The sequence below is a fragment of the Stenotrophomonas sp. AR029 genome, assembly GCF_047520695.2.
Taxonomy (GTDB): Bacteria; Pseudomonadota; Gammaproteobacteria; order Xanthomonadales; family Xanthomonadaceae; genus Stenotrophomonas; species Stenotrophomonas sepilia.
In genome coordinates, this window is sequence record NZ_JAXBQQ020000001.1 from 449,370 (window position 1) to 473,241 (window position 23,872).

The 23,872-nt window shown below is 67.3% G+C and carries 19 protein-coding genes and 1 tRNA gene; 4 read left to right on the forward strand and 16 right to left on the reverse strand.

All coding sequences use genetic code 11. The annotated features are described in order from the left end of the window. Window positions 1–16: 16 nt before the first annotated feature. From ACM0PB_RS02185 to ACM0PB_RS02220, 8 genes are all read right to left on the reverse strand, one after another. Window positions 17–1,324, reverse strand: a complete 1,308-nt coding sequence (locus ACM0PB_RS02185) for an NADH-quinone oxidoreductase subunit D (RefSeq protein ID WP_005417935.1) — start codon at window positions 1,322–1,324, stop codon at window positions 17–19. Continuing rightward, the gene (locus ACM0PB_RS02190; RefSeq protein WP_005410462.1) at window positions 1,321–2,070 is read right to left on the reverse strand and encodes an NADH-quinone oxidoreductase subunit C; all 750 of its coding nucleotides are present in this window, start codon (window positions 2,068–2,070) and stop codon (window positions 1,321–1,323) included. Before ACM0PB_RS02190 ends, ACM0PB_RS02185 begins: the two co-directional genes overlap by 4 nt. A 33-nt stretch (window positions 2,071–2,103) precedes the next feature. Beyond that, window positions 2,104–2,658, reverse strand: a complete 555-nt coding sequence (locus ACM0PB_RS02195) for a NuoB/complex I 20 kDa subunit family protein (protein WP_005417936.1) — start codon at window positions 2,656–2,658, stop codon at window positions 2,104–2,106. Beyond that, window positions 2,649–3,005 carry an NADH-quinone oxidoreductase subunit A gene (locus ACM0PB_RS02200; protein ID WP_005417937.1) on the reverse strand — a complete coding sequence of 119 codons (357 nt, stop codon included), beginning with the start codon at window positions 3,003–3,005 and terminating at the stop codon, window positions 2,649–2,651. The genes ACM0PB_RS02195 and ACM0PB_RS02200 overlap by 10 nt, the downstream gene beginning before the upstream one ends. A gap of 111 nt (window positions 3,006–3,116) precedes the next feature. Beyond that, window positions 3,117–3,201 (reverse strand) — tRNA-Leu (locus ACM0PB_RS02205). 51 nt (window positions 3,202–3,252) lie between these two features. Further along, window positions 3,253–3,690: a preprotein translocase subunit SecG gene (gene secG, locus ACM0PB_RS02210; RefSeq protein WP_065179767.1), complete on the reverse strand. Its 438-nt coding sequence runs from the start codon at window positions 3,688–3,690 to the stop codon at window positions 3,253–3,255. A gap of 31 nt (window positions 3,691–3,721) precedes the next feature. Further along, entirely contained in the window at window positions 3,722–4,477 is a 756-nt protein-coding gene (tpiA, locus tag ACM0PB_RS02215) for a triose-phosphate isomerase (protein WP_005417939.1), read from the reverse strand. Window positions 4,478–5,272: 795 nt separating this feature from the next. Next, window positions 5,273–6,250 carry an isopenicillin N synthase family dioxygenase gene (locus ACM0PB_RS02220; protein ID WP_049414703.1) on the reverse strand — a complete coding sequence of 326 codons (978 nt, stop codon included), beginning with the start codon at window positions 6,248–6,250 and terminating at the stop codon, window positions 5,273–5,275. 150 nt (window positions 6,251–6,400) lie between these two features. Between ACM0PB_RS02220 and ACM0PB_RS02225 the strand changes: the two genes are divergently transcribed. The 3 genes from ACM0PB_RS02225 to ACM0PB_RS02235 are packed head-to-tail and all read left to right on the forward strand — an operon-like array spanning window position 6,401 to window position 10,294. Then, a complete protein-coding gene (locus tag ACM0PB_RS02225) occupies window positions 6,401–8,278 on the forward strand; it encodes a DUF3413 domain-containing protein (protein WP_414604494.1) in 1,878 nt (625 codons plus the stop codon). Between the two features lie 20 nt (window positions 8,279–8,298). Then, window positions 8,299–9,444, forward strand: coding sequence for a glycosyltransferase family 4 protein (locus ACM0PB_RS02230; protein ID WP_065179154.1), 1,146 nt, complete (start codon window positions 8,299–8,301; stop codon window positions 9,442–9,444). Beyond that, window positions 9,437–10,294 (forward strand): polysaccharide deacetylase family protein, encoded by an 858-nt coding sequence (locus ACM0PB_RS02235; protein ID WP_065179155.1) that lies wholly within the window; start codon window positions 9,437–9,439, stop codon window positions 10,292–10,294. The genes ACM0PB_RS02230 and ACM0PB_RS02235 overlap by 8 nt, the downstream gene beginning before the upstream one ends. A gap of 80 nt (window positions 10,295–10,374) precedes the next feature. On the opposite strand, the gene glmM is transcribed toward ACM0PB_RS02235, so the two are convergent. From glmM to trpB, 5 genes are all read right to left on the reverse strand, one after another. Continuing rightward, the gene (gene glmM, locus ACM0PB_RS02240) at window positions 10,375–11,736 is read right to left on the reverse strand and encodes a phosphoglucosamine mutase (RefSeq protein WP_065196991.1); all 1,362 of its coding nucleotides are present in this window, start codon (window positions 11,734–11,736) and stop codon (window positions 10,375–10,377) included. Beyond that, window positions 11,736–12,611, reverse strand: a complete 876-nt coding sequence (gene accD, locus ACM0PB_RS02245) for an acetyl-CoA carboxylase, carboxyltransferase subunit beta (protein ID WP_005417947.1) — start codon at window positions 12,609–12,611, stop codon at window positions 11,736–11,738. Before accD ends, glmM begins: the two co-directional genes overlap by 1 nt. Window positions 12,612–12,826: 215 nt before the next feature. Next, complete coding sequence (trpA, locus tag ACM0PB_RS02250) at window positions 12,827–13,636, reverse strand: tryptophan synthase subunit alpha (protein WP_005417949.1); 810 nt, start codon at window positions 13,634–13,636, stop codon at window positions 12,827–12,829. A 1-nt stretch (window position 13,637) separates the two neighbouring features. Beyond that, entirely contained in the window at window positions 13,638–14,318 is a 681-nt protein-coding gene (locus tag ACM0PB_RS02255; protein ID WP_005417951.1) for a hypothetical protein, read from the reverse strand. Further along, window positions 14,315–15,532: a tryptophan synthase subunit beta gene (gene trpB / locus ACM0PB_RS02260; protein ID WP_005417953.1), complete on the reverse strand. Its 1,218-nt coding sequence runs from the start codon at window positions 15,530–15,532 to the stop codon at window positions 14,315–14,317. The genes ACM0PB_RS02255 and trpB overlap by 4 nt, the downstream gene beginning before the upstream one ends. 97 nt (window positions 15,533–15,629) lie before the next feature. Here trpB and ACM0PB_RS02265 point away from each other — a divergent pair, with 97 nt between their 5' ends. Continuing rightward, window positions 15,630–16,517, forward strand: coding sequence for a LysR family transcriptional regulator (locus ACM0PB_RS02265; protein WP_005417955.1), 888 nt, complete (start codon window positions 15,630–15,632; stop codon window positions 16,515–16,517). Window positions 16,518–16,588: 71 nt separating this feature from the next. On the opposite strand, the gene ACM0PB_RS02270 is transcribed toward ACM0PB_RS02265, so the two are convergent. From ACM0PB_RS02270 to ACM0PB_RS02280, 3 genes are read right to left on the reverse strand one after another with little or no spacing between them, the layout of a single operon-like run. Beyond that, window positions 16,589–17,698 (reverse strand): toxic anion resistance protein, encoded by a 1,110-nt coding sequence (locus ACM0PB_RS02270; protein WP_065179156.1) that lies wholly within the window; start codon window positions 17,696–17,698, stop codon window positions 16,589–16,591. Between the two features lie 44 nt (window positions 17,699–17,742). Further along, the gene (locus tag ACM0PB_RS02275; RefSeq protein WP_065179157.1) at window positions 17,743–18,450 is read right to left on the reverse strand and encodes a cell division protein FtsY; all 708 of its coding nucleotides are present in this window, start codon (window positions 18,448–18,450) and stop codon (window positions 17,743–17,745) included. Next, window positions 18,447–23,834 carry a DNA repair ATPase gene (locus tag ACM0PB_RS02280; RefSeq protein ID WP_414604495.1) on the reverse strand — a complete coding sequence of 1,796 codons (5,388 nt, stop codon included), beginning with the start codon at window positions 23,832–23,834 and terminating at the stop codon, window positions 18,447–18,449. The genes ACM0PB_RS02275 and ACM0PB_RS02280 overlap by 4 nt, the downstream gene beginning before the upstream one ends. Between the last annotated feature and the right edge of the window lie 38 nt (window positions 23,835–23,872).

The following is a 23,872-nucleotide window of genomic DNA, read 5'->3' on the forward strand; positions in this document are numbered from 1 at the left end:
GGCGTGGCGGACGGCATTACCGGTCAACCTCGCCGAACACCAGGTCGTAGGTGCCGATCATCGCCACCACGTCAGCCAGCATGTGGCCGCGCACGACCGAATCGATCGAGGACAGGTGGGCGAAGCCCGGCGCACGCAGGTGCACGCGGAACGGCTTGTTGGCGCCATCGGAGACCAGGTAGCAGCCGAATTCACCCTTCGGGGCTTCCACCGCCGAGTAGGTCTCGCCGGCCGGCACGCAGTAGCCTTCGCTGAACAGCTTGAAGTGGTGGATCAACGCTTCCATGTCGTCCTTCATGTCCTCGCGCCTGGGCGGAGCGACCTTGAAGTTCTTCACCATCACCGGGCCCGGGTTGGCCTTCAGCCACGCCACGCACTGCTTGATGATGCGGTTGGATTCGCGCATTTCGGCAACGCGGACCAGATAGCGGTCGTAGCAGTCGCCTTCCTTGCCCAGCGGGATGTCGAAATCGACGGCATCGTACTTGGCGTACGGACGCTTCTTGCGCAGGTCCCAGGCAATGCCCGAACCGCGCAGCATCACGCCGGTCATGCCCCACTGGTGGGCCAGTTCGGGAGTGACCACGCCAATGCCGACGGTACGCTGCTTCCAGATACGGTTGTCGGTCAGCAGGGTTTCGTATTCGTCGATGCGCTTGGGGAACTCGACGGTGAAGTTCTCCAGGAAGTCCAGCAGCGAGCCTTCGCGCGAAGCATTGAGCTGCTTCAGCGCCTTGCCCTTGTGCCAGCGCGATTCCTTGTACTTCGGCATGTGGTCCGGCAGGTCGCGGTAGACACCGCCCGGACGGTAGTACGCCGCGTGCATGCGCGCGCCGGAAACCGCTTCGTAGCAGTCCATCAGCTCTTCGCGTTCGCGGAAGGCGTACAGCATCACCGCCATCGCGCCCAGGTCGAGCGCGTTGGAGCCCAGCCACATCAGGTGGTTGAGGATGCGGGTGATTTCATCGTACATGGTGCGGATGTACTGGGCACGCTCCGGCGCCTCGATACCCATCAGGGTCTCGATCGCGCGCACGTACGCGTGCTCGTTGCACATCATCGACACGTAATCCAGGCGATCCATGTAGCCGATCGACTGGTTGAACGGCTTGGACTCGGCCAGCTTCTCGGTACCACGGTGCAGCAGACCCACGTGCGGATCGGCGCGCATGATGGTTTCACCGTCCATTTCCAGGATCAGGCGCAGCACACCGTGAGCGGCCGGATGCTGCGGGCCGAAGTTCATGGTGTAGTTGCGGATTTCCTGCCGGCTCTCGGCGGCGTTGCTGGCGAATGCTTCGCCGGCCTGGTGTACGTGGCTCACTTCACTGCCTCCTGCGCGCGCTCACCTTCTGCGGTCTGCAGACGGGCGTCGTCGCGGATCACGCGCGGCACGCCGACGCGCGGCTCCACCGAGGTGACCGGTTCGTAGATCACGCGCTTCTTTTCTTCGTCGTAGCGGACTTCGACATTGCCGATCAGCGGGAAGTCCTTGCGGAACGGATGGCCGACGAAACCGTAGTCGGTCAGGATCCGGCGCAGGTCCGGGTGGCCTTCGAAGATCACGCCGTACAGGTCGAACGCCTCGCGCTCGAACCAGTTCAGGCCCGGCCAGATGCCGGTCAGCGAGGACACCACCGGCAGTGCTTCGTCAGGGGCGAAGCAGCGCAGGTGCATCATCAGGTTGTGCTGGTAGGAACGCAGCTGCGCGACCACCGCAAAGCGCTGGGTCGGCATGTGCTGCGGGCGGGCACCGTCGGCACCGTTTTCCTCGGTGGGGAACTCGCCCCACGCGAAGCGGCCCTGGGCCTTGCCTTCGACGCCTCGGCTGAAACCCTGCGAGGACACGTCAGCGGTGTCCCATTCGTCGGAGCCATAACCGAGGTAGTCGACGCCGCACAGATCCACGGCCTGCTCGAAACCAAACTCGTCACGCAGCGCCAGGGCGGTGGCGTGCCACTCGGCGGCAGGCACTTCCAGCGTCACTTCGCCGCGGGGTTCGACCACGATGACCTTCGCACCAGCGAAACGTGCGGAGAGTCGGTCGATGAAGGATGCTTGCTCTGCCATGGGGGCTTGGCGCGCTCTAGTCAGGTGAAGGGGTCAGCGGGCGATGGTCTGTGTACGCCAGATCTTCTTCTGCAGCTGCAGGATCCCGTACACCAGCGCCTCGGCGGTCGGCGGGCAGCCCGGGACGTAGACGTCCACCGGCACCACGCGATCACAGCCGCGCACCACAGAATAGGAGTAGTGGTAGTAGCCGCCACCGTTGGCGCAGCTACCCATCGAGATGACCCACTTCGGGTCCGGCATCTGGTCGTAGACCTTGCGCAGCGCCGGGGCCATCTTGTTGACCAGGGTGCCGGCCACGATCATCACGTCGGACTGACGCGGCGACGGGCGGAACACCACGCCGTAGCGGTCCAGGTCCAGGCGCGCGGCGCCGGCATGCATCATCTCGACCGCGCAGCAGGCCAGGCCGAAGGTCATCGGCCACATCGAGCCGGTGCGCGCCCAGTTCAGCAGTGCGTCGACGCTGGTGGTGACGAAGCCCTTTTCCAGCAGCGGGTTGTCGCCTTCCGGCCGCAGGATGTCATCAACCCGGCCTTCCGGCGACGGGTTGTTCATGAGGCCATCGAGAGTCTGAATCACTCCCATTCCAGCGCTCCCTTCTTCCAGACGTAAATGAAACCGAGGAACAGCATGCCGACGAACAGGCCCATGGTGACCAGCGAACGGGCGCCCAGTTCCATGAAGACCTGGGTCCACGGCACGATGAAGATGATTTCCAGGTCGAAGACGATGAACTGGATCGCGATCAGGTAGTAGCGCACGTCGAACTTCATGCGCGCGTCTTCGAAGGCTTCGAAGCCGCACTCATACGGCGACAGCTTTTCCAGATCGGGGCGGCGGGGACCGAGGAATCGACCAACCAGCATCAGCGTAACGCCGATACCGGTGGCAACGATCAGAAACAGCAGAGACGGCAAATATTCGGCCAGCACAGCGATTCTCTCTTGCCTCTGCCGCCGCGCCTGCAGGCGCTTTGGCATGGGGGAGTGGACGGGAACCTGCCTGGCGCCTTGGGCGCCAGACGAACCCGCTTTACTTACAAATGGTGCCCAAGAGGGGACTCGAACCCCTACGACTTGCGTCGCTACCACCTCAAGGTAGTGCGTCTACCAATTCCGCCACCTGGGCAAACGATCACATCAGACTATCTTTCCGATGCGCCGCGTATTGTAACCGGCTTCAGTCTTTCTGGGAGCCTTCTGAAGGCTTTTCTTCACCAGAAACCGAAGATTCCGCCTGAGCCGGCACATTCGCGGCCGGAACCTGGGCTGCCGGGACCGCATCGGCCTTCGGGACGGCCGGCAGCTCGCCCGCCGGAGCCGCCGGAGCAGCCGCTGCCGGGGCGGACATCAGACCCAGATCCTGGTCGGCTGCCGGACGGGTGCCGTGACCGGCATACCAGGCCATGAAGAGGCTGATGCCAAAGAACACGACAGCCAGCCACTTGGTCGACTTGGACAGGAAGTTCGAGGCGCCACGCGCACCGAACACCGTACCCGAGGCACCAGCACCAAAGCCCGAACCTGCCGCCGCACCCGAGCCACGCTGCATCAGGATCAGCGCGATCATGGCCACAGCGACCAGCACGTAGACGACATTGAGGATCAACATCAGCATTGGAAACCGCCCTCGGACAATACTTCTAGGATTAGTTCGCGGCCGCCGCCCGTGCGATGGCCAGGAAGTCCGCGGCCACCAGGGAGGCGCCGCCGACCAGCCCACCATCGACATCCGGCTGCGCGAACAGTTCCCCGGCATTGTCGGGCTTCACGCTACCGCCGTAAACAATGGGCAGTGAATCGGCGATTCTAGCATCGATACGCGCGACTTCGCCACGGATGAACGCGTGCACCTGCTGCGCCTGCTCCTTGCTGGCGGTACGGCCGGTGCCGATGGCCCAGACCGGCTCGTAGGCGACCACGGCGTTGGCGAAACCGGCCGCACCGACCAGTTCCAGTACCGGCGCCAGCTGGCTGGCGATGACCGTTTCGGTCTGCCCGGCCTCTCGCTGTTCCAGGGTCTCGCCCACGCACAGCACCGGGACCAGGCCGGCATGCTGGGCAGCGGCGAACTTGCGCGCGACCAGCTCGCTGCTTTCATGGTGGTACTGGCGGCGCTCGGAATGGCCGACCAGGCCATAGCGGGCCCCGACCTCGACCAGCATGGCCGCGCAGACTTCGCCGGTGTAGGCGCCCTTCTCGTTGCTGCTCACGTCCTGTGCGCCAAAGGCCAGGCCGGTCGCGCCGAAGTCCTCGACCAGCTCGCCCAGGTACGGCAGCGGGGGCAGGATCACCACGTCCACGCCCTCCAGCGGCAGCCCGGCGGCCACCTGCCCCAGCAGTTCATTGGCGAATTGACGGCTGCCATGCAGCTTCCAGTTTCCGGCGACGATCTTGCGGCGCATGAGCGGGTGGCTCCTGTGTGAAGTCAGCCGGTCATGATACCCGTTGCGGCAAAAATCCGTTTCCTTGTAAGCGGTTACATGGATTTTCAGCCAACGGCGCAGCCCCTCGTGGCGGAGGGGGGGGGGCGGGGTTTGGGTGGTCGCGGAGAGCCCGGCTAGATCTGGGGCTTGGCCGGGCGGGTAGGACTGCGCGGGGGGCGCTGCAAGTACGTCCATGTAAGCTCGATCGCCGCATCCATGCGACTCACGCCCCTGCGCAGCCCCACCCGCCCGGCCTCTGACACAGTCCGGCGGTTCCGCCCGCCACGGAAAGAAAAAAGAAGAACAAGAGCAAAGGCAAAAGCTGCATTCCGGGTTGATGCTGACTGGACCAACCCCCTGCCCCACTTCGATCCGAGAGATCTCATCCACGCATGGCGTGGATCTACCGTGTCGACCAAGGTCGATACACACCGGGAATCGCGATTTACCCGCCGTCACCGGGAAGCTGTCGGGGGTGGGGCGGTGTGAGTTGGCAGGACCGTTGGCGCCATGGATGGCGCCATCGAGCCCCCAGGGGTGAGGGCGCTTTGCTTGCGAAGCACTGCTTCGCAAGCGCCCGAACGCACAGCCGCCAGCGGCTGGGCCGGTCTGGGGGTTCACGGCGTGTCCTGCCAACCCACGCCGCCCCGCTCAACCGGCACGAATCCAGAACCGCCTTGGCTTTGGGCTTGCCGGCCAGCGGCCGGCACTACCGCGGGCGCAGGGTGCGACCCTGCAAAAAACAAGGCCGCCTTTCGGCGGCCTCACTTTTCTTTACTTCAGCTTGATCTCGCGCAGGCGTTCCTCGAGGAAGCCGTGGGCGGTGATCGGCTCCGGGTACCGGCTCGGGTTCTCCGGGGTGATGCACGAGGGCAGCACGTCGATCAGGAAGTCCGGGTTCGGGTGCAGGAAGAACGGCACCGAGTAGCGCGGCTGGCGCGCCAGCTCGCCCGGAGGATTGACCACGCGGTGGATGGTCGACGGATAAACATGGTTGGTCAGGCGCTGCAGCATGTCGCCGATGTTGACCACGATCGTGTCCGCGTCCGAGGTGAACGGCACCCACTCGCCGTCGTGCGACTGCACTTCCAGGCCCGCGGCACTGGCACCCACCAGCAGGGTGATGAAGTTGATGTCGCCATGAGCACCGGCACGAACGTTCGGGATGTCGTCGGTGGTGATCGGCGGGTAGTGGATCGGGCGCAGGATCGAATTGCCGAAGTTGGTCTTGTCGGCGAAGAAATTCTCCGGCAGGCCGATATGCAGGGCGAGCGCCGACAGGACGCGCGACCCCAGGTTGTCCAGTGCCTGGTACAGGCCGTACCCCCGCTCGCGGAAGCCCTCGACTTCGGTCGGCCACAGGTTCGGCGCCATCACGTCACGGTACTTGGAGTCGTCCGCGATCTCGCGGCCGATGTGCCAGAACTCCTTCAGGTCGAAGTGCTTGGAGCCCTTGGCGGTCTCCACGCCGAAGGGGGTATAGCCGCGGGCCCCGCCGCTGCCAGGCACGTGGTACTTGCGCTTGACCTCTTCCGGCAGGGCGAAGAAGGCCTTGAAGGCATCGTAGGCCGCGTCGATGTCGGCCTGCGGGATGCCGTGGTTGCGGATGCCCGCGAATCCCCATTGGCGATAGGCCGCGCCCAGCTCGGCCACGAAGGCCTCGCGGTCGCTGTCGAAACGGGTGATGTCGAGGGTGGGGATCTGGCTCACAGCGGTTCCTGGCTTGTCATTGGGTCTGGGGGGCCAGCGCATTCATGGCCCGCCTGAACATTGTGACAGATCGCCCGGGGGACGCCACTCGATACGAAGAAACAAACCGATACAATGCGCGACCCGCGCGCGGATTAACGCTTCCGTCACGTGGGGCCCGACCTTTTCCCCGCTCCCTGAATCCGCTTCGCCATGTCTGCAGCCGCCCCTGCCGCACTCGCCCTTGAAGGCTTCACCCGGCGTTGGCGCCGGCTGGCCTGGTGGTCGCTGTTCGTCGCCGGCAATGCGGTCCTGGCTGCGGCGATCGCACTGGGCAACGTGCCGCTGCGGGACAATCCAGGCGGCAGCGCGGGCCTGGCCTACCTCGCGATTGCCCTGCCCGGCCACCTGCTCGCGTTCGGCGCGCTGGCCGGCCTGCTGCCGTTGCTGCTGGGGCTGTGGCCACGCACTGCCCGTACGCTGAGCATCAGCGCCGTTCTCCTGCAGGGCCTGTGGCTGTGCCTGCTGCTCGTCGACGCCAAGGTGTTCACCCTGTACCGCTTCCACCTCAACGCCATGGTCGTGAACATGGTGTTCGGCGGCGCCCTGCAGGACCAGGTCGCCCTGTCCTGGAAGACCTGGCTGCAGGTCGCGCTGCTGGTCGCCGCGGTCTTCGCCGCCGAAGGCCTGCTGGCCTGGGCGTGCTGGAAGCTGCTGCCGGCAGTGCCGCGTCGGCGACGGGTGCTGCAGGCGTGGGCAGCGGTCGCGCTTCTGATGGCCGGCGGCCAGGTGGCCACCGCCTACTACGACGCCCGCGGCGACCGCGATGTGATCGCGCAGTGGAACTACCTGCCGTGGGCGCAACCGATCACCGCCAAGAGCTTCATGCGGCGCCTGGGCGTGGTCAGCCAGCAGCAGGCCGGCCTGCCCGACCCGCGCCATGCGCAGCTGCAGTACCCACTGCACCCGCTGCGCTGCCAGAACCCGCATCGCCCCAATGTGCTGATGGTGGTGCTGGAATCGCTGCGCCAGGACGTGCTGACACCGCAGCTGATGCCCAACACGTCGGCGCTGGCGCAGGACGCGCGCGTGTTCGACCAGCACTTCAGCACCGGCAATGCCACCCGCTACGGCCTGTTCGGGCTGCTGTACGGCCTGCCCGGTGGCTACTGGCCAAGCATGCTCGACGAGCAGCGCGGCTCGCAGCTGTTCCAGGTGCTGGGCCAGCAGGGCTACGACCTGCACCTGTACGGCAGTGCGCCGTTGTACAGCCCGGAATTCGATCGCACGGCTTTCGCCGATGTGCGCGACCAGCTGCACCAGGGTCCATCGGCACTGAAGTCCGACGGCCGCGACCGCGCGATCATCAGTGCACTGCAGCAGGACATCCGCGCCAGCCAGGCGGCGCAGCGCCCGTGGTTCGGCTTCGTGTTCCTCGACTCCACCCACGCGCCCTATTACATGCCCGATGGTTACCCGCCCGTGGCGACGCCGATGGCTGCGGACATCGACTTCCTCAAATTCGGCCCGGAGCACGACCCGACGCCGGAACTCAACCGCTACCGCACCGCCGTGCACTACGCAGACAGCCTGATCGGCTCGCTGCTGGACGACCTGCGCGCACAGGGCCTGGCCGAGGACACCATCGTGCTGGTCACCGGCGACCATGCCGAAGAGTTCAACGACCTCAAGCTGAACTATTGGGGCCACAACGGCAACTTCTCCGACTACCAGCTGCAGGTCCCGTTCGTGCTGCATTGGCCAGGCAGGGCCGCTGGCCGCGACGCCCGCACCAGCTCGCACGAAGACTGGGTACCGACACTGATGCGCCACGCGCTGGGTTGCGAGAACGCACTGACCGATTACAGCACCGGCCAGGACCTGCTGGCCGAACCGCAGGGCCCGCGTGCGCTGGTGGTCGAAAGCTGGTCGCAGCGCGCGATACGCCATGGCGACGCGATCTACGTGTTCGACAAGTTCGGCAACGCCACAGCGCTGGACCGGCACTACCTCCCGCTGCCCCAGCAGGCCCCTGATGCGGCTGCCGTACGCACTGCATGGGAAGCGTTGACCCGCTTCCGCAATCGTTGACCTTCAAGGATCGATCCCGCATGAACCGTCCGCTGCGCATCCTGCACACCGAAGCCGCCAAGGGAATGGGCGGACAGGAGATCTACATCTTCCGCCACATGCAGGTGATGCGCGCGCGTGGCCACGAGGTGGCGCTGCTGTGCCAACCCGAAGCGCGACTGGCCAAGCTGGCACACGACGACGGTTTCACCGTGCACACCCTGCGCATGGGCGGCCTGCTGCGTCTGCTGCGCGGCATCTGGTCGGTCTCGCGCCTGGTGCGCCGCGAACGCTATGACGTGGTCAACACCACCAGCCGCCGTGACGCGCTGATCGCCGCCGCCGGCGCACGCCTGGGCGGCACGCCGCTGGTGGTGCGCTCGCGCCACCTGATGAGCCCGGTCAACTCGCTGCTGACCTATACCGGCCTGCCGCACCGGGTGCTGACCGTCAGCAGCTTCGTCAAGCAGTTGCTGGCCGAGCGCGGCATTCCGGCCGAACACATCGGTATCGTGCCGCCCATCGCGGTCCCGCCGCGCTGGAGCGAGATCCGCAAGGACGACCCCTGGCAATGCCTGCAGGAGGTACGCGCGGAAGTGCGCGCCGAGCTCGGCTTCGGCGAACAGGACATCGTGGTCGGTTGCGTGGCGGTGCTGCGCGAACCCAAGGGCCACGCCGACCTGCTGCAGGCGATGGTGCCGCTGTGCAAGACGCACCCGAACCTGCACCTGGTGGTGGTCGGCGATGGCCAGCCGGTCATGGATCGACTGCAGGCGCTGCGCGACGAGCACGGGCTGCAGCAGCAGGTCCACCTGCTCGGCTATCGTGACGGCGCGTGCCGGCTGATGGCCGGCTTCGACATCTTCGCGCTGGCTTCGCACAAGGAAGCGGCCGGTACCGTCTTCCTGGAGGCCGCCTATGTCGGGGTGCCGATCGTGGCCACGCGCGTGGGTGGCGTGCCGGAAATGGTGGTCGATGGCAGCAATGCGATCCTCACCCGGCTGGGCGACAATGCAGCCCTGACAGGCGCCCTGCGCCTGCTGGTGGACGATCCGGAACGGCGGCGGCAGATGGGCCGCGCGGGCTGGGACTGGATGCGCAGCGCGCACCGGTTCACTCCCGACGGCCACGGTGAGACCACCGAATACTATTACCGCCAGTGGCTGAAGGAGCTGGGACATGGCTGATGCCCGAACCGTACCGGTGCTGATGCACCACCACGTCAGTCCGTCGCCGGGCATGATCACAGTGTCACCGGAGAATTTCGAAAGCCAGATCGCCTGGTTGGCCGGCAACGGCTGGACCTCGCTGACACTGGACCAGTACGCCGGTTTCCTGGCCGGCAAGCCGGTGCCGCGCAAGTCGATCGTGATCACCTTCGACGATGGCTACCTGGACAACTGGGTGTATGCGCACCCGATCCTGCAGAAGTACGGCATGCACGCAGTGGTGTTCGTGGTCACCGGCTGGATGGGCGAAGGCCCGGAGCGGCCCCATGCGGGGCTTGCCGGGGCAGTGCTGCCTGCCACGCCGGACCACCGCGGCTGCGAAGCGGCGATCTACCAGCAGAACCGCAGCGACGACGTGATGATGCGCTGGAGCGAAGCGCGCGCGGCCATCGCCGCCGGCACCTTCGAAGTGCATTGCCACACCCATACCCACACCCGCTGGCTGCGCCGCGACGACCTGGACCGCGCACAGCGCCGTGCCGGCCTGAGCCACGATCTGGCAGTCTCGCGCGAAGTCCTGCGGGACAAGCTCGGCGAGGTGTCCGATACGCTGTGCTGGCCTTACGGCGATTTCGACCAGGACCACATCGAGGTGGCGCGCGAGCACGGCTTCCGCTACCTGCACACCACCCACCCATTCGGCCGCAACGTGGTCGGCGGCGATCCGGAACGCATCTACCGCTTCGCGATCCGCAACCGCCCGGCGAGCTGGTTGCGCAAGCGCATCGCCCAGAGCTACACCCCCCTGATCGCGCCGCTGTTCAATGGCTTCAAGGCGCGGCAGAAGAAGATGGTGCCGGGGCCGTGAGCCTCGCGCAGCCCTGCCGCGTGAACGAAAAACGCCCCGGCATTGCGGGGCGTTTCTGTTTGGGCGAATGCGCAGCTGCCTCAGGCGGCGGCTTCACGGACCGCCGCGGACAGGCGGTCCAGCGTGTCCTGCATCAGCGTTGCATCATCGGCCTCGACCGTGACACGCACCACCGGCTCGGTACCGGACGGGCGCAGGAACGCACGGCCACGGCCGGCCACCGACTGCTGCGCGTCGGCCAGCGCGGCCTGCACACTGTCGGCCTGCACCGTTGCCTTGGCCGAGACATTGCCCAGCCGCACGTTGACCGTCTTCTGCGGCACCCGCACCAGTCCCTTCAATGCCTGGCGCAGGGTCTGCCCGCTGTTGCGCAACGCCACCAGCACCTGCAGCGCACTGACGATGCCGTCACCGGTGGTGGCCCGATCCAGGCACAGCAGGTGGCCGGAGGCTTCACCGCCGAGCACCCCACCGCCTTCGATCAGCGCCTGGTGCACATAGCGATCACCGACGTTGCTGCGCACGAACGGAATCTGCAGATCGGCGAAGGCCTTCTCCACGCCGTAGTTGCTCATCAGCGTGCCGACCACCGGGCCGCGCAGGCGGCCTTCGGCTTTCCATGCGCGGGCCAGGATATACAGCAGGTCATCGCCGTCGACCGGGTTGCCCTGGTCGTCGGCCATCAGCACGCGGTCGCCGTCGCCGTCGAAGGCAATGCCGAGATCAGCGCGGGTTTCGCGGACCTTGGCCGCGAGATTGTCGATATGGGTGGAGCCCACGCCGGCGTTGATGTTGACGCCGTTGGGCTCGGCGCCAATGCCGATCACCTCGGCACCCAGCTCGCGGAACAGCAGCGGTGCGATCTGGTAGGTGGCGCCGTGCGCGCAGTCCAGCACCAGGCGTACGCCACGCAGGTCGAACGCGCGCGGCACGCTGGCCTTGCAGAACTCGATGTAGCGGCCGACCGCCTCGCGGCCACGCGATGCCTTGCCCAGCTTCTCCGATTCGACGGTGGTGAACGGAACGTCCAGCGCCGCTTCGAGGGCAAGCTCGGTGGCATCGTCGAGCTTCTCGCCCTGGGCGGAGAAGAACTTGATGCCGTTGTCGTAGTGCGGGTTGTGCGAGGCGCTGATGACGATGCCGGCATCCACGCCCAGCGTACGGGTCAGGAACGCCACCGCCGGAGTCGGCATCGGCCCCAGCAGCTGCACGTCGGCACCGGCGGCCACCAGGCCGGCTTCCAGTGCCGCCTCGAACATGTAGCCGGAAATGCGGGTGTCCTTGCCGATCACCACAATCGGCCGGCGCCCGTCCTGGCCGCGCTGGGCGACCAGTACACGGCCCAGGGCGTTGCCCAGGCGCAGCACGAAGTCGGCCGAGATCACGCCCTGGCCGACCCGGCCACGGATGCCATCAGTACCGAAGTACTTGCGGCCTCCCATCATGCCACCTCCGGCGCCGGCTGACGGCCCAGCATCGCCAGCAGGTCGGACAGGCGGTCACGCAGCTCGCGGCGGTCGCAGATCTGGTCGATGGCACCGTGCTCCAGCAGGAACTCCGAGCGCTGGAAGCCTTCCGGCAGCTTCTCGCGCACGGTCTGCTCGATCACGCGCGGGCCGGCGAAGCCGATCAGCGCCTGCGGTTCGGCGATATTGATGTCGCCCAGCATCGCAAAGGAGGCCGAGACACCACCGGTGGTCGGATGGGTCAGCACCGAGATGTACGGCAGCCCGGCTTCACGCAGCTTGCCCAGCGCGGCCGAGGTCTTGGCCATCTGCATCAGCGAGAACAGGCCTTCCTGCATGCGTGCGCCACCGCTCTGCGAGAAGCACACGTAGGGCGCACCGATCTCGACCGCGGTTTCTGCGGCCAGTGCGAAACGCTCGCCGACCACCGAGCCCATCGAGCCGCCCATGAAGGCGAAGTCGAAGGACGATGCCACCAGCGCACGGCCCTTGAGCAGGCCGCGCATGGCGATCAGCGCGTCGTACTCGCCGGTGTTCTTCTGCGCGATCTTGATGCGCTCGCTGTACTTCTTCTGGTCCTTGAACTTGAGCAGGTCGGTCGGCCCCAGGCGCGCACCGATCTCGGTGGTGCTGTCGGCGTCGAACAGGGCGGCCAGGCGCGCGCGCGCGCGGATCGCCATGTGATGGCCGCACTTCGGGCAGACTTCCAGGTTCTCTTCCAGTTCCGGACGGTACAACGCGCTGCCGCAGTTGCTGCACTTTTCCCACAGGCCCTCGGGGACACTGCGCTTCTTGCTGGGGGTGTTGTCGGTGCGGATGCCGGACGGCATCAACTTGCTGAGCCAACTCATGCGGGAGGACACTTCCGTTCAGGGCGGCCCAGGGGCCGCAAAGGCGGACAGTCTAGCTCCGCTTTCCCCGCCCGTGCACCCCCTTTCCAGCCGCGGGGCAGCCGGAAAAAACCATGCTGGGACGTACGTTTAGGTGCTGGGCGGTACCCGCCGCTGGCCGGCAGCCCTTGCACGCGAGCCATCAGGAGGAGGCCGGCCAGCGGCCGGCAGTCCTGTTACGCGTCCAGCGCCTGCCGCAGCGGGGCGAGGAAGGCCCGGGCGCGCTGCACCGCGTCTTCCGCCGAACCCGCTTCTGCCAGCGCCGCCACCAGCGCGCTTCCGACCACCACGCCATCGGCCTGGCGGGCCATGGCCGCGGCACTGGCGGCATCCTTGATACCGAAGCCCGCCACCACCGGCACCGATGCGCGCGCGCGCAACGCCTGCAGTCGGGTACTGGCGGCATCGCTGTCCAGGCGCTCGGACGCGCCGGTGACACCGGCAAAGCTGACGTAGTAGAGATAGCCACGGGCCAGCGCCAGCAGCTTGTCGGCTCGCGCCTCGCTGGTGGTCGGCGACGCCAGCAGGACCAGCGCAAGGCCGGCTGCGTCGAACGCCTGCTGGGCGTCGCCCGCTTCTTCCGGCGGCAGATCGACCAGCAGCACGCCGTCCACGCCGGCGTCGACGGCGGCCTTGGCGAAGGCCGCGTAGCCATGGATCTCCACCGGGTTGAGGTAGCCCATCAGCACCACGGGGGTCTGCGCATCGCGTTCGCGGAACTGCGCCACGGCCTGCAGGACGTAGCGGCTGCCGGCGCCGCGCGCCAGCGCGCGCTCGGAGCTGCGCTGGATGGTCGGGCCATCGGCCATCGGGTCGGAAAACGGCACGCCCAGTTCGATCACGTCGGCGCCGGCCTCGACCAGTGCGTGCATGACCGGCACGGTCGCCTCCAGCGAGGGATCACCGGCGGTGACGAAGGGAATCAGCGCCTTGCGCTGCTGTTCGCGCAGACGCAGGAAACAGGCATCGAGTCGGGATACGGGCATTTCAGGCACATCCTTCAATCAGTTCAATCGCATCGCTGGTTCCCCAGTACATCCGGGTGACCTTCCCTTCAAACAGTTCCAGGCGGATGCCCAGGTCCGAACCCGGGTCCTGCCAGGTGAGGTACTCGCCCTGGTCACCGTCGTAGGCATGCGGGCTGGATACCGGCGGCTTCGGGAACTGTGCCATGGCCTGGGCACGGGTCATGCCGATGCGCAGGCCGAATGGACCGGGCTGTTCAACCGGCAGCTCCGGGTCGTCGCCCGGCTTCAGATCAAAACGGACCACGCGGTCGTCGTCGGTCATCATCGACACGCCCGGCGGCAACCCCCTGCCGTCGTAGTACTCGCAGTCGCCTTCGAAGAACTCTTTCGCGCCCTGTGCCTTCCAGGGCCCCAGTGACTTCAGGTCCCCCATGTGCTGGCCGACCAGCACTTCGCCGGCATGGTCCAGTGCCACCGAGGCGACGGCGGGGGCGTTGTCGCCGTTGCTCTCTTCCGCAGACGGCGGATCGACGATCGGCGTACGCGCCATCGGGTCGAGGTCATCGTTGGCGGCCGGCTGCTGTGCGGGCTGCGCGGTGGCTTTGGCAGCCGGCGCAAGCACTGGCGGTTCCGGCGGCTGGCACGCGGCCAGGCCCAGCACCAGCAGAAGCACCCCGCTGTTCCGCAGCAGCGCGCTCACAGCACCAGCCCTTCGCGCGCGGCGATGGTGTGCACGTCCTTGTCGCCACGGCCGGACAGGTTGCACAGCACGATCTGGTCACGCGGACGCTCACGCGCCAGCTTGATCGCCTGTGCCAGTGCGTGGCTGGACTCCAGTGCCGGCAGGATACCCTCGGTATGCGCCAGCAGGTGGAAGGCCTGCAGCGCTTCTTCATCGGTGATGCCGAGGTAGCGCGCACGGCCGGTATCGGCCAGGAAAGCATGCTCCGGGCCGACGCCCGGATAGTCCAGGCCGGCCGACACCGAGTGGGTCTCGATGATCTGGCCGTCGTCGTCGCACAGCACATAGGTGCGGTTGCCATGCAGCACGCCCGGCCGACCGGCGGCGATCGATGCGGCGTGGCGGCCGGTGCCGATGCCGTCGCCGGCGGCTTCGGCGCCGACGATCTCGACCTGGCGATCGTTGAGGAAGGCGTGGAACAGGCCGATGGCGTTGCTGCCGCCGCCGACGCAGGCGGTGATCGCATCGGGCAGGCGGCCATACTCGGCCAGCATCTGCTCGCGCGCCTCGCGGCCAACGATGGCGTTGAAGTCACGGACCATGCGCGGATACGGATCCGGGCCGGCCACGGTGCCGATGATGTAGAAGGTGTCCTGCACGTTGGTCACCCAGTCGCGCATCGCTTCGTTGAGCGCGTCCTTCAGGGTGGCCGAGCCGGAGGTGACCGGCACCACCGTCGCGCCCAGCAGCTTCATTCGGTAGACGTTGATCTTCTGCCGCTCGATGTCGGTGGCGCCCATGTACACCACGCATTCCAGGCCCAGGCGGGCGGCAACGGTGGCACTGGCAACACCGTGCTGGCCGGCACCGGTCTCGGCGATGATGCGCTTCTTGCCCATCCGCGCGGCCAGCAGCGCCTGGCCGATGGTGTTGTTGATCTTGTGCGCGCCGGTGTGGTTCAGGTCTTCACGCTTGAGCAGGATCTGCGCGCCGCCGACATGGTCGCTCAGGCGCTGGGCATGGTAGATCGGGCTCGGCCGGCCCACGTAATGGGCCAGGTCGCGGTCGTAGGCAGCCTGGAATGCCGGGTCCTGACGGGCCTGGTCATACGCCTGGGCCAGTTCCTGCAGCGGACCCACCAGGGTTTCGGCAACAAAGCTGCCGCCGTAGCGGCCGAAATGGCCCTGGGCATCCGGGAAGGCGTGGTAGTCGGCAATGGGGGAGGCAGACATGGAAGCGACCGCTGGTTCGAGACAGGTGGATACTCTAGCGCACGGGTCTTGACCGGAAAATGGATATTATCTGGCGCATATCGTCAGGAAATCTCACATGAGCCGTTCCCTGCTGCCGCCGCTCAATGCGCTGCGTGCGTTCGAGGCCACCGCCCGTCTCGGCGGCGTTGGCCGCGCCGCACACGACCTGCATGTCACCCACGGTGCGGTCAGCCGCCAGCTGAAGCTGCTGGAAGACCATCTCGGCCTGGCGCTGTTCCAGCGTGCCGGTCGCGGCCTGCGCCTGACCGCTGCGGGCACGCGGCTGCAGGCAGCGTGCAGCGAGGCCTTCGGCGGCATCGAAGACTGCGTGCGCGAACTGCGGCGGCCGGCGGCGGCCCCGGCGCTGGTACTGGGCTGTAGCGGCAGCGTGCTGGCGCGCTGGATGATCCCGCGCCTGCCTGCGCTGCAGGCCGCCCTGCCCGGCGTGCGCCTGCAATGGTCAGCGCTGGATGGCAGCTTCACCGAGGCACAGGCGGCACTGGATGCGGTATTGCTGCTGGCGCAGGGGCCGTGGCCCCGCGGCTGGCAGGTGCGTGAGCTGGCCCCGGAACGGGTCGGCGTGGTGGTGGCCCCCTCGCATCCGGCCGCGCAGCGACTGCGGCATGTACCGCCCTCGGCGCTGCTGCAGGAAACGCTGCTGCACACCAGCTCACGGCCGCAGGCGTGGCCGGCGTGGGCGCAGGCGCACGCTCTGGACCCCGCGAAGCTGCAGCTGGGTACGGCCTTCGAGCATCTGTACTACCTGCTGGAGGCAGCGGTGGCCGGGCTGGGCCCGGCGATCGCACCCGAGCCACTGGTGGCCGAGGACCTGGCCGCCGGGCGACTGGTCGCGCCGTGGGGGTTTGCCGCCACCGGTGGTTTCTGGGTGCTGGCGCGACCGGACGGACCACCTGATGCGCGCGTGGATGCGCTCGCCGACTGGCTGGGCCAGCAACTCCGCTGACAACAAAAAGGGGACGGAGGGAATTAAGTCGCAAGTGGCACAAACGACTTAATTCCCTCCGTCCCCTTTTTTCAGCTGGCGGTCGGTGTGGCCAGGCGCTGCTGCAGGTCTTCGCGCAGGCGCGACAGCTCGACTTCGGCCTGCTGCCGCTGCTGCATCCCTTCGCGATGGATGCTGCGCACTTCTTCCACCGTGGCGATCAGCTGGTCGTGCACATGGCGCAGCGTGGCCACGTCGATCACGCCGCGCTGGTTGCTGCGCGCGGTATCCACCGAGGCCTGGCGCAGCAGGTCGGCATTGCGGCGCATCAGTTCGTTGGTGGCGTCATCGATGGCCGTGGACAGTTCGACCGCAGCCTTCTGTTCGCCCAGCGAGAGCTGGATGGCGAACTGGCGCTTCCACGACGGAATGGTGATGTCGCGGACGGTGTTGAACTTCTCGATCAGCTGCAGAGCGTTGGCCTGGATCAGGCGGATCATCGGCAGCGACTGATCGGCGGCGTGCTGCATCAGCTGCAGGTCGGACACGCGCTTCTCGATCAACCGGATCGCATTGTCGATCTCGCCCTGGCGGATGCGCTGCTGGGGGTCCTCGCTGGCCTGCCCGGCCAGCTGTTCGGCCTGCAGTTCGGCCAGCCGCTGCTTGCCCGCTGCCGCATACAGGCCGAGCGCACGACGTTCTTCGCGGACGATATCGTGCATGCGGTCGAACTCGCCCACGCGCTTGCCCATCAACGCCTGCTGCACGCCGACGTCGGCCAGCAGCTGTTCGATCTGCGCGTTGGTGTCGCTGAACTTCTGCACCAGCTCGCCCTTGGAGGCGCGCATGCGGTCGATCAGGCCACCGATCACCGGCACCTTCGAACGCTGGGCGAAGCCATCCAGCTTCAGGCTGCGCGCGATGCGCACCACCTCGCCCAGCTTCTCGCCACTGGCATCCAGGTCACGATTGCGCACCTGGTCCAGCAACTGGCTGGAGAACGCGGCGGTGCGCGTGGCCGCCTCGCGGCCGAACACCTGCAGGTTGCCCGGGCGCAGATCGTCCAGTTCCAGACGGATCTCGGCGATGCGCGGTAGATCCTCGCGGACCAGCCCAAGCGCCTGCAGTGCACCTTCGTCGAGCGCAGTGGCGGTGGTCGTGCCGGGTACGAGGGCACCGGGGGTCTGGCTGTCCTGGGTCATCGGGCAGTCTCCTTGCAGTTGGGTAAGCGGCAGCGGCGGCCGGCTCAAGGCAGTCTAGCCTGAGCCGCGGCCACCTCGTCATCGATCTGTGCGTGCAACGTGGCAGCCTTGCCAGCCAACGCAGCGCCCGCAGCGGCCTGGCCCGCCACTGCAGCCTGCCGCCAGGCCGGCAGCAGCACGTCATGGATGCGCGCGAAGCGTTGCAGCAGCATGTTGTCCTGGTCCTGCAGCAGCTGCCATTGACCGGCTTCCAGGCGGCGCAGCGAGGCCAGCCGGCGAAGATGGTCCAGCCGATGCGACAGCGCGGCCTGACCGGCGCTATCCAGCGTCGTCAGCCGCGACGCAGCCAGTTCGGCCCAGCCGTCCAGCGCCGCGGCCGCCGCGGAATGCTCAACGATGGCCATGGCCCGCAGCTGCATGTGCTGCTGCAGGTGCTGGGCCTGCTCACGCGCCTGCAGGGCCAGTACGCCCAGCTGCGACTGCAGCGCGTGCCCTTCTGCTTCGCGAGCGACATCGCGCCCCAGCAGCCGTCCCCACCAGCCTTCCTGCTGCCGGATCTGCGCCGGGTTGCCGGCCTGCAGAGCCAGCGCGATGCGCGCAAGCGCAGCCACCAGGCGCTCGCCCGCATCCGGTGGCAACGGCGCTTCGCGCCGCGCCAGCGCCTGCAGCAACGGCGCACCATAGTCGGCCAGCGCAGCGACATCGACCGTATCCGGCAGCATCGGTGGCGGCAGTGGCACGCGCGTGGTCACGGCAGCGGCGGCGGCTTCGGCGTGGATGCCGGCATGCCATCGCCGTCTTCCGGTGGCAATGACTCGCCGTAGAAGTGGCGCATCAGCGCCTCATCCAGCGCCCGCTCCTCCGGCGTCGCGGCGCGGCGCACGCGCGCGCGCTGCGCCACCACAGCGCTCGGCGTGCCCCGCTCGACCTGCTGTCGCGCCCAGCCGGCGAACGCGGCCAGGGTCTGCGACACCTGCACCTGCTGCGCCTGCGATGCCGCCAGCAGCTCCACCAGCGGCGCCAGGCCCGCCTGCAGGTCTTCGGCCAGGGGCGTGGCCGGCACGCTGGGGGCTGCCACGACCGGCGCCGGCGCGGCGGCGGGACGCGCCTCTGAAAGGCGATGCAGGGCCTCCAGCAGCGCCGGCCACGGCGCCGGGGCCGCAACGGGGATCGCTTCTGGCGCGGGCGGTGGCAGCTGCAGCGCGGTGGCGATATCGGCCAGCTGCGCCACCACGCGCCCGCCGACATCGCTGTCGTCGGCACCCATGGCCTTGTTGCGCAGGAAGTCGCGCTTGATCTGCGCCCAGCGCTGCGCCTGCGTGTCATCCAGTACGCCGCGCAGTTCGGCCAGCTTCAACAGGTTCTCTTCGGCGCCGGTGGTCAGCAGCTGCGCCTCGCCCAGGTAGTGGTCGGAGATCAACTGCTGCAGTTCGTCCTCGTTCATCACCGGGGAGATCTTCTCGGCCAGCTTGTTCATGTTGCGGTAGCTGCCCTGCAGGCGGAACGGCGGCTCGGTGCGGTAGCGGTCGTCCTGTGCGGCGCTGGCGATGTACTGCTGGTTGACCCGGTAGACCACGTCGCGCACACGCAGCATGCGCTGCAGGGTGGCGGTGATCTCGTTGATCTCCGCGCTGCTGTAGGCGTGGCCGAGGCTGTTGGTCGAGACCTCCTTGCCCATCGCGCGGTCGACCAGCACATACAGGTCGGCCATGTCGCGCGTGGCCAGCGGCGCCAGCACCGGATTGGAGGTCAGGCTGTTCTCGATGTAGCTGAGGGTGAAGGCGGCCTCCATGCCACCGAGCACGTCACCGAGGTTGTAGATGTCGGCACGGTTGGCCAGCATGTCCGGAATCTTGAACACCTCGCCGGACTCGGTGTACGGGTTGCCGGCCATCACCACGCAGAACTTCTTGCCGCGCATGTCGTAGGTGCGTGTGCGACCGCGCCACACACCCTCGATACGGCGGGTGCCATCGCACAGCGAGATGAACTTCTGCAGGAACTCGGGATGGGTGTGCTGGATGTCGTCCACATACAGCATGGTGTTGTTGCCCATTTCCAGCGCCAGGTTGAGCTTCTCCAGCTCCTGCCGCGAGGTCGCGTCCGGTGCCTGGGCCGGGTCCAGCGAGCGCACCTCGTGGCCCAGCGCCGGGCCGTTGATCTTCATGAAGACCAGGCCCAGCCGGTGCGCCACGTATTCCATCAGCGTGGTCTTGCCATAGCCCGGGGGCGAAATCATCATCAGCAGGCCCATCAGATCGCTGCGCTTGTTCTCGCCGACCGTGCCCATCTGCTTGGCCAGGTTGTCACCGATCACGCCCAGGTAGACATCGTTGATCAACTTGTTGCGTACGAACGAGGACAGCGGCCGCGCCTTGAACTCGGAAAGCCGCAGGGTCTCGCGCTCGCGACCGATGATGCCCTGGCGCAGCGCCTGGTAGGCATGGAACGCTGGCACGAAATGACGCAGGTGCTGCTGCAGGCGCGCCAGGAAATCATCCAGCGATACCACCAGCGTGCCATTGCTGATGCGTGCGTGTTCACCCAGCAGGCCATTGACCTCCGCCTGCAGTGCGGCATCGCTGGTACGGGTGCGCAACTGGCGCTGCACCAGCAGCAACGCGGCGGCTTCGTCGACATAGCCGGCATGCTGGGCATGCGCCGGCATCCGCGCCACTGCGCGCAGCCACTGCCCAGCCAATGACCAACGCGTAGCCAGTGGATCCTGGCCGCGCTGCAGGGCACGCTCGACCGCCTCACGCTGCCGCGCCTGCTCCAGCTGCTGGGCCAATGCCTCCAGCAGCGCCACCGCGTGGCGGCTGCTGCTGAACACCGGATCGCCCGCCGCGAGTTCTTCGCCCAGATAGGCGGATGCAGCCTCCGCGGCATCGGCATCGAACGGCAACGCGTGGGACTGCGCATACGCCAGCAGCGTCTCGGCCATTTCTGTGCGCAACGCCAGACGCCCTTCGTCGGACCCCAGCAGGCGTGCCAGCGCCTCGGCGCCCACCTGCCGCGCCGGCCATTGCGCCACCGCTTCGCGCCGCTGCTCGGCGGCCCAGAACAGCAACGCCAGCGCACGCACCCGCGGTGCATGGCGCAGGCTGCCGGCCGCCTGCTGCAAAGGCAGTAGCGCACGCAGGATCAGTGCCGCATCGTGGTCATGGATGCCGCGCTCGTAGCCCTCGCGATAGCGTGGTGCGGCAAACGCACGCACGCGCTGATCCAGCGCTTCCGGGTTCGCGACGTCGTGCTGCAGCGCAGCCAGATCGAGGCCGTCGCGCCCCTCCTGCGCGGCCAGCAGCAGGCTGCCGGCCAGGTACTCGCCGCGATACAGCGTGGGCGATTCCGAGTCGAGGGTGACCGGCCAGAACGGCTTGAGTGCGTCCAGCTCCGGGTCGTGCAGGGTCTCCAGGAAGTCGGTGCCGGTCAGATGGATGGCCAACGTATCGCCACGCGGCAACAGGGTCAGGTCCAGTGCCTGCGTATTGACGCTGAAGCGATGGCGCGGGCCCAGCCGCACCACGTTGCCGCCGGCTTCGTACAGGTCACTGCGGTCGCGCAGCTGGCGCACCGCCTGGTCACGCACGCCCTTCAGCCGCGCCTCGATGTCGTCGGCCTTGACGTTGTCGTGCAGCGTGCGCAGGCGCTCGGCCAGCTCACGCAGCTTGAGGATCAGCGGATCGCCGGCAAAGAACGCGTTGAGCTCATCGGCGGTGGCGAAGCGCTCGGTGCGCCTGGCCAGGCCGTCGAGGATCCGATTGGCCGCATCCAGTACCGAACGCGCCTTGCGCTGGCGGTCATCCAGCAAGGCCTGCTTGTGCGTTTCGAAGGCCTCGACCAGCTCTTCGCGCTTGCTCAGGATGTCGCCGAGGAACTGCTCGTGTTCGCCGAACTGGCTCTCCAGTTCTTCCAGCTGGACCAGCAGGCGCGACAACTGCTCGTCGGCACGTTCGGGGTCGGTGGCCAGCGCCAGCGCGCTGGTGATCGACTGCGAGAACAGCGCGAACTGGGCGGCGAACTGCGCCACGGCCTCGGCCGAACCGAGTGACCTGCGGCGCTGGTCAGCACGCGCGCGCGCCTGGTTGAGGCGACCGTACAGCACCGAGATCGACTCGACCACGCGGGTGCGGGCAGTGGCATCGTCCACCTTCAGGCCGGCCATCAGCTCGGACAGCATGTCCAGGTCGGACGCCATGCCACGCAGGCCTTCCAACTGCTCGTCCAGCTGGCGCGCCGTCTGTGCTTGCTGCGCGGCATCGTCCAGCGCCTGCAGGCGCGTGGCCAGCGGCGCCAGCGCCTCCTCGCCGGCGAGGAAGTCACCGGTGGCGGCGCCAACACGGTCCTGTGCCTCCACCAGTTCGACGGTCATCGTCTCGATGCGCGCGGTGTCGATGTAGCGCAGCTCGCGGAGGGTCAGCAGCCGCCCGCGCAATGCGGTGATCGCGTTGAGGGCCTCGACGAAGGCCTGCACCTCGCTCCAGTTCTGCGGTTGCAGCCGGCCCAGCAGCGCCTTGTGCGCGGCCTCTGCCTCGACCATCGCCTGCGCTGACTGCTGGCGGATCGACTGCACCTTCTCGTACTCGTCCAGCACCGATTCGCCGGTGGCGCTGATCTGCCGCAGCAGCGCCTCGGCGCCATCGCAGGCCTCGTCGCCCAGCCAGTGGTGCGCATCGAACAGGCGCCGGGTATCGGCCACCAGTCGCTGGTAGCGCTGTACCGACACGTCCTGGCCTTCAATCTCGCGCGCCAGGTTGAACAGGTTGGAGATGCCGCGCACCAGCTCGGCGTTGCCGATGCGGCCCATGAAGGTGTTGCCGGGCGGTCGGCTGGCGGCAAACTCGTCACTGCTGAACGGCGTCTGCCAGACCTGCATCGGATGGATGCGGGTCGGTTCGCTGCCCTCGGCATGGAACAGCACCATGCGCCCGTCCTGCATCAAGGCGTAGCCATGGCCGAACACCGGGTTCTGCAGCACGCGCTGGATGGTGTTGTAGACGAACAGCGCCGAGCGCCCGCCTTCGCGCTCGTAGAAGATGTACAGCACGTCCTCGCCGTTTGGCGAACGGATGCTGCGCTTGAACTGCATGCCGGCCATCGAGGCATCAAATGCCTTGTGCTCGCCGCCCTGCAGGTAATAGCCACCCGGGAAGATCACGCCATGGTCTTCGGGCAGCTGCACGCAGGCCTGCACGATCGCATCATTGCGCACGATGCCGCCGGTCAGCGTGTTGTAGATCAGGCCGCGCCATTCGGTCTCGCGGTACGGCAGCACCTTCAGCAATACCAGCGAGCCGACCCGGGCGAACTCGAACTGGGCGTCGTCCAGCGACTGCGTGCTGTCCTCCACGGGTTCACTGTAGATGCCCTGTCCGGTTTCGGTGTTGTTTTCGACCTTGATGGTGAGGTCGCCACCGGTGGTCTCAACGAACAGGGTGTCGAGGATGTTCAGGTGCGAGTGGCGGCCGTTGACCGCGAGGTCGCGGGTCGCCCGGGTCCATTCGAAGTCGAACGGCGGCGGCAGTGCGATATCGCGCTCACCGCGCGCATCCAGGTAAGTCAGCTCGCCCTCGCGCGACAGCGCCCAGCGGAACACGCGCACGTCGCTGCTGCGCTCGCCGATCTGGAACGAGGCCAGCAGCTTGTCGCCGACCACGATCAGCTGCAGCAGGCGCGCGTGCTTGTAGTAGGCATACAGCTCGTTGAAATCGTGCACGAAGCCGGGCTGGTCGAGAAAGCTGCCCTTCAGCTCCAAGGCAGCGACGTCGTAGCCATCGCTGCCCTGCACCAGCCGGTACAGGCCGAACACATCCTCGATGCGGGTCTGGGTCTTCAACCCGATGAACACGTTGTAGCCGAACAGCAGGCGGTCCGGGCCCACCTGCACGATGTCACGGCCGACGCAGTTGTTGTCGCTGCGGATGCGGAAGCGCCCGACCACCTCCAGGCGGCTGTCGCCGAACTCGGCCAGGCGCTGGCGGTTGAGTGTTTCGGCCAGGCCCTGCAGGCGCTGGCCCTGCTCGGCCAGGCGGCGGCGCAGGACTTCGTAGGCGCCGCCCTGGGCGACAGCCTGGTCGACGGTGCTGCCGCCGGCCTCCGGCGCAGTGGATTCGGCGGACGGATGGGTTTCAGACATCAGCAGGTTTCCGGCTCACGGGCGGACGGCCGCGGTTG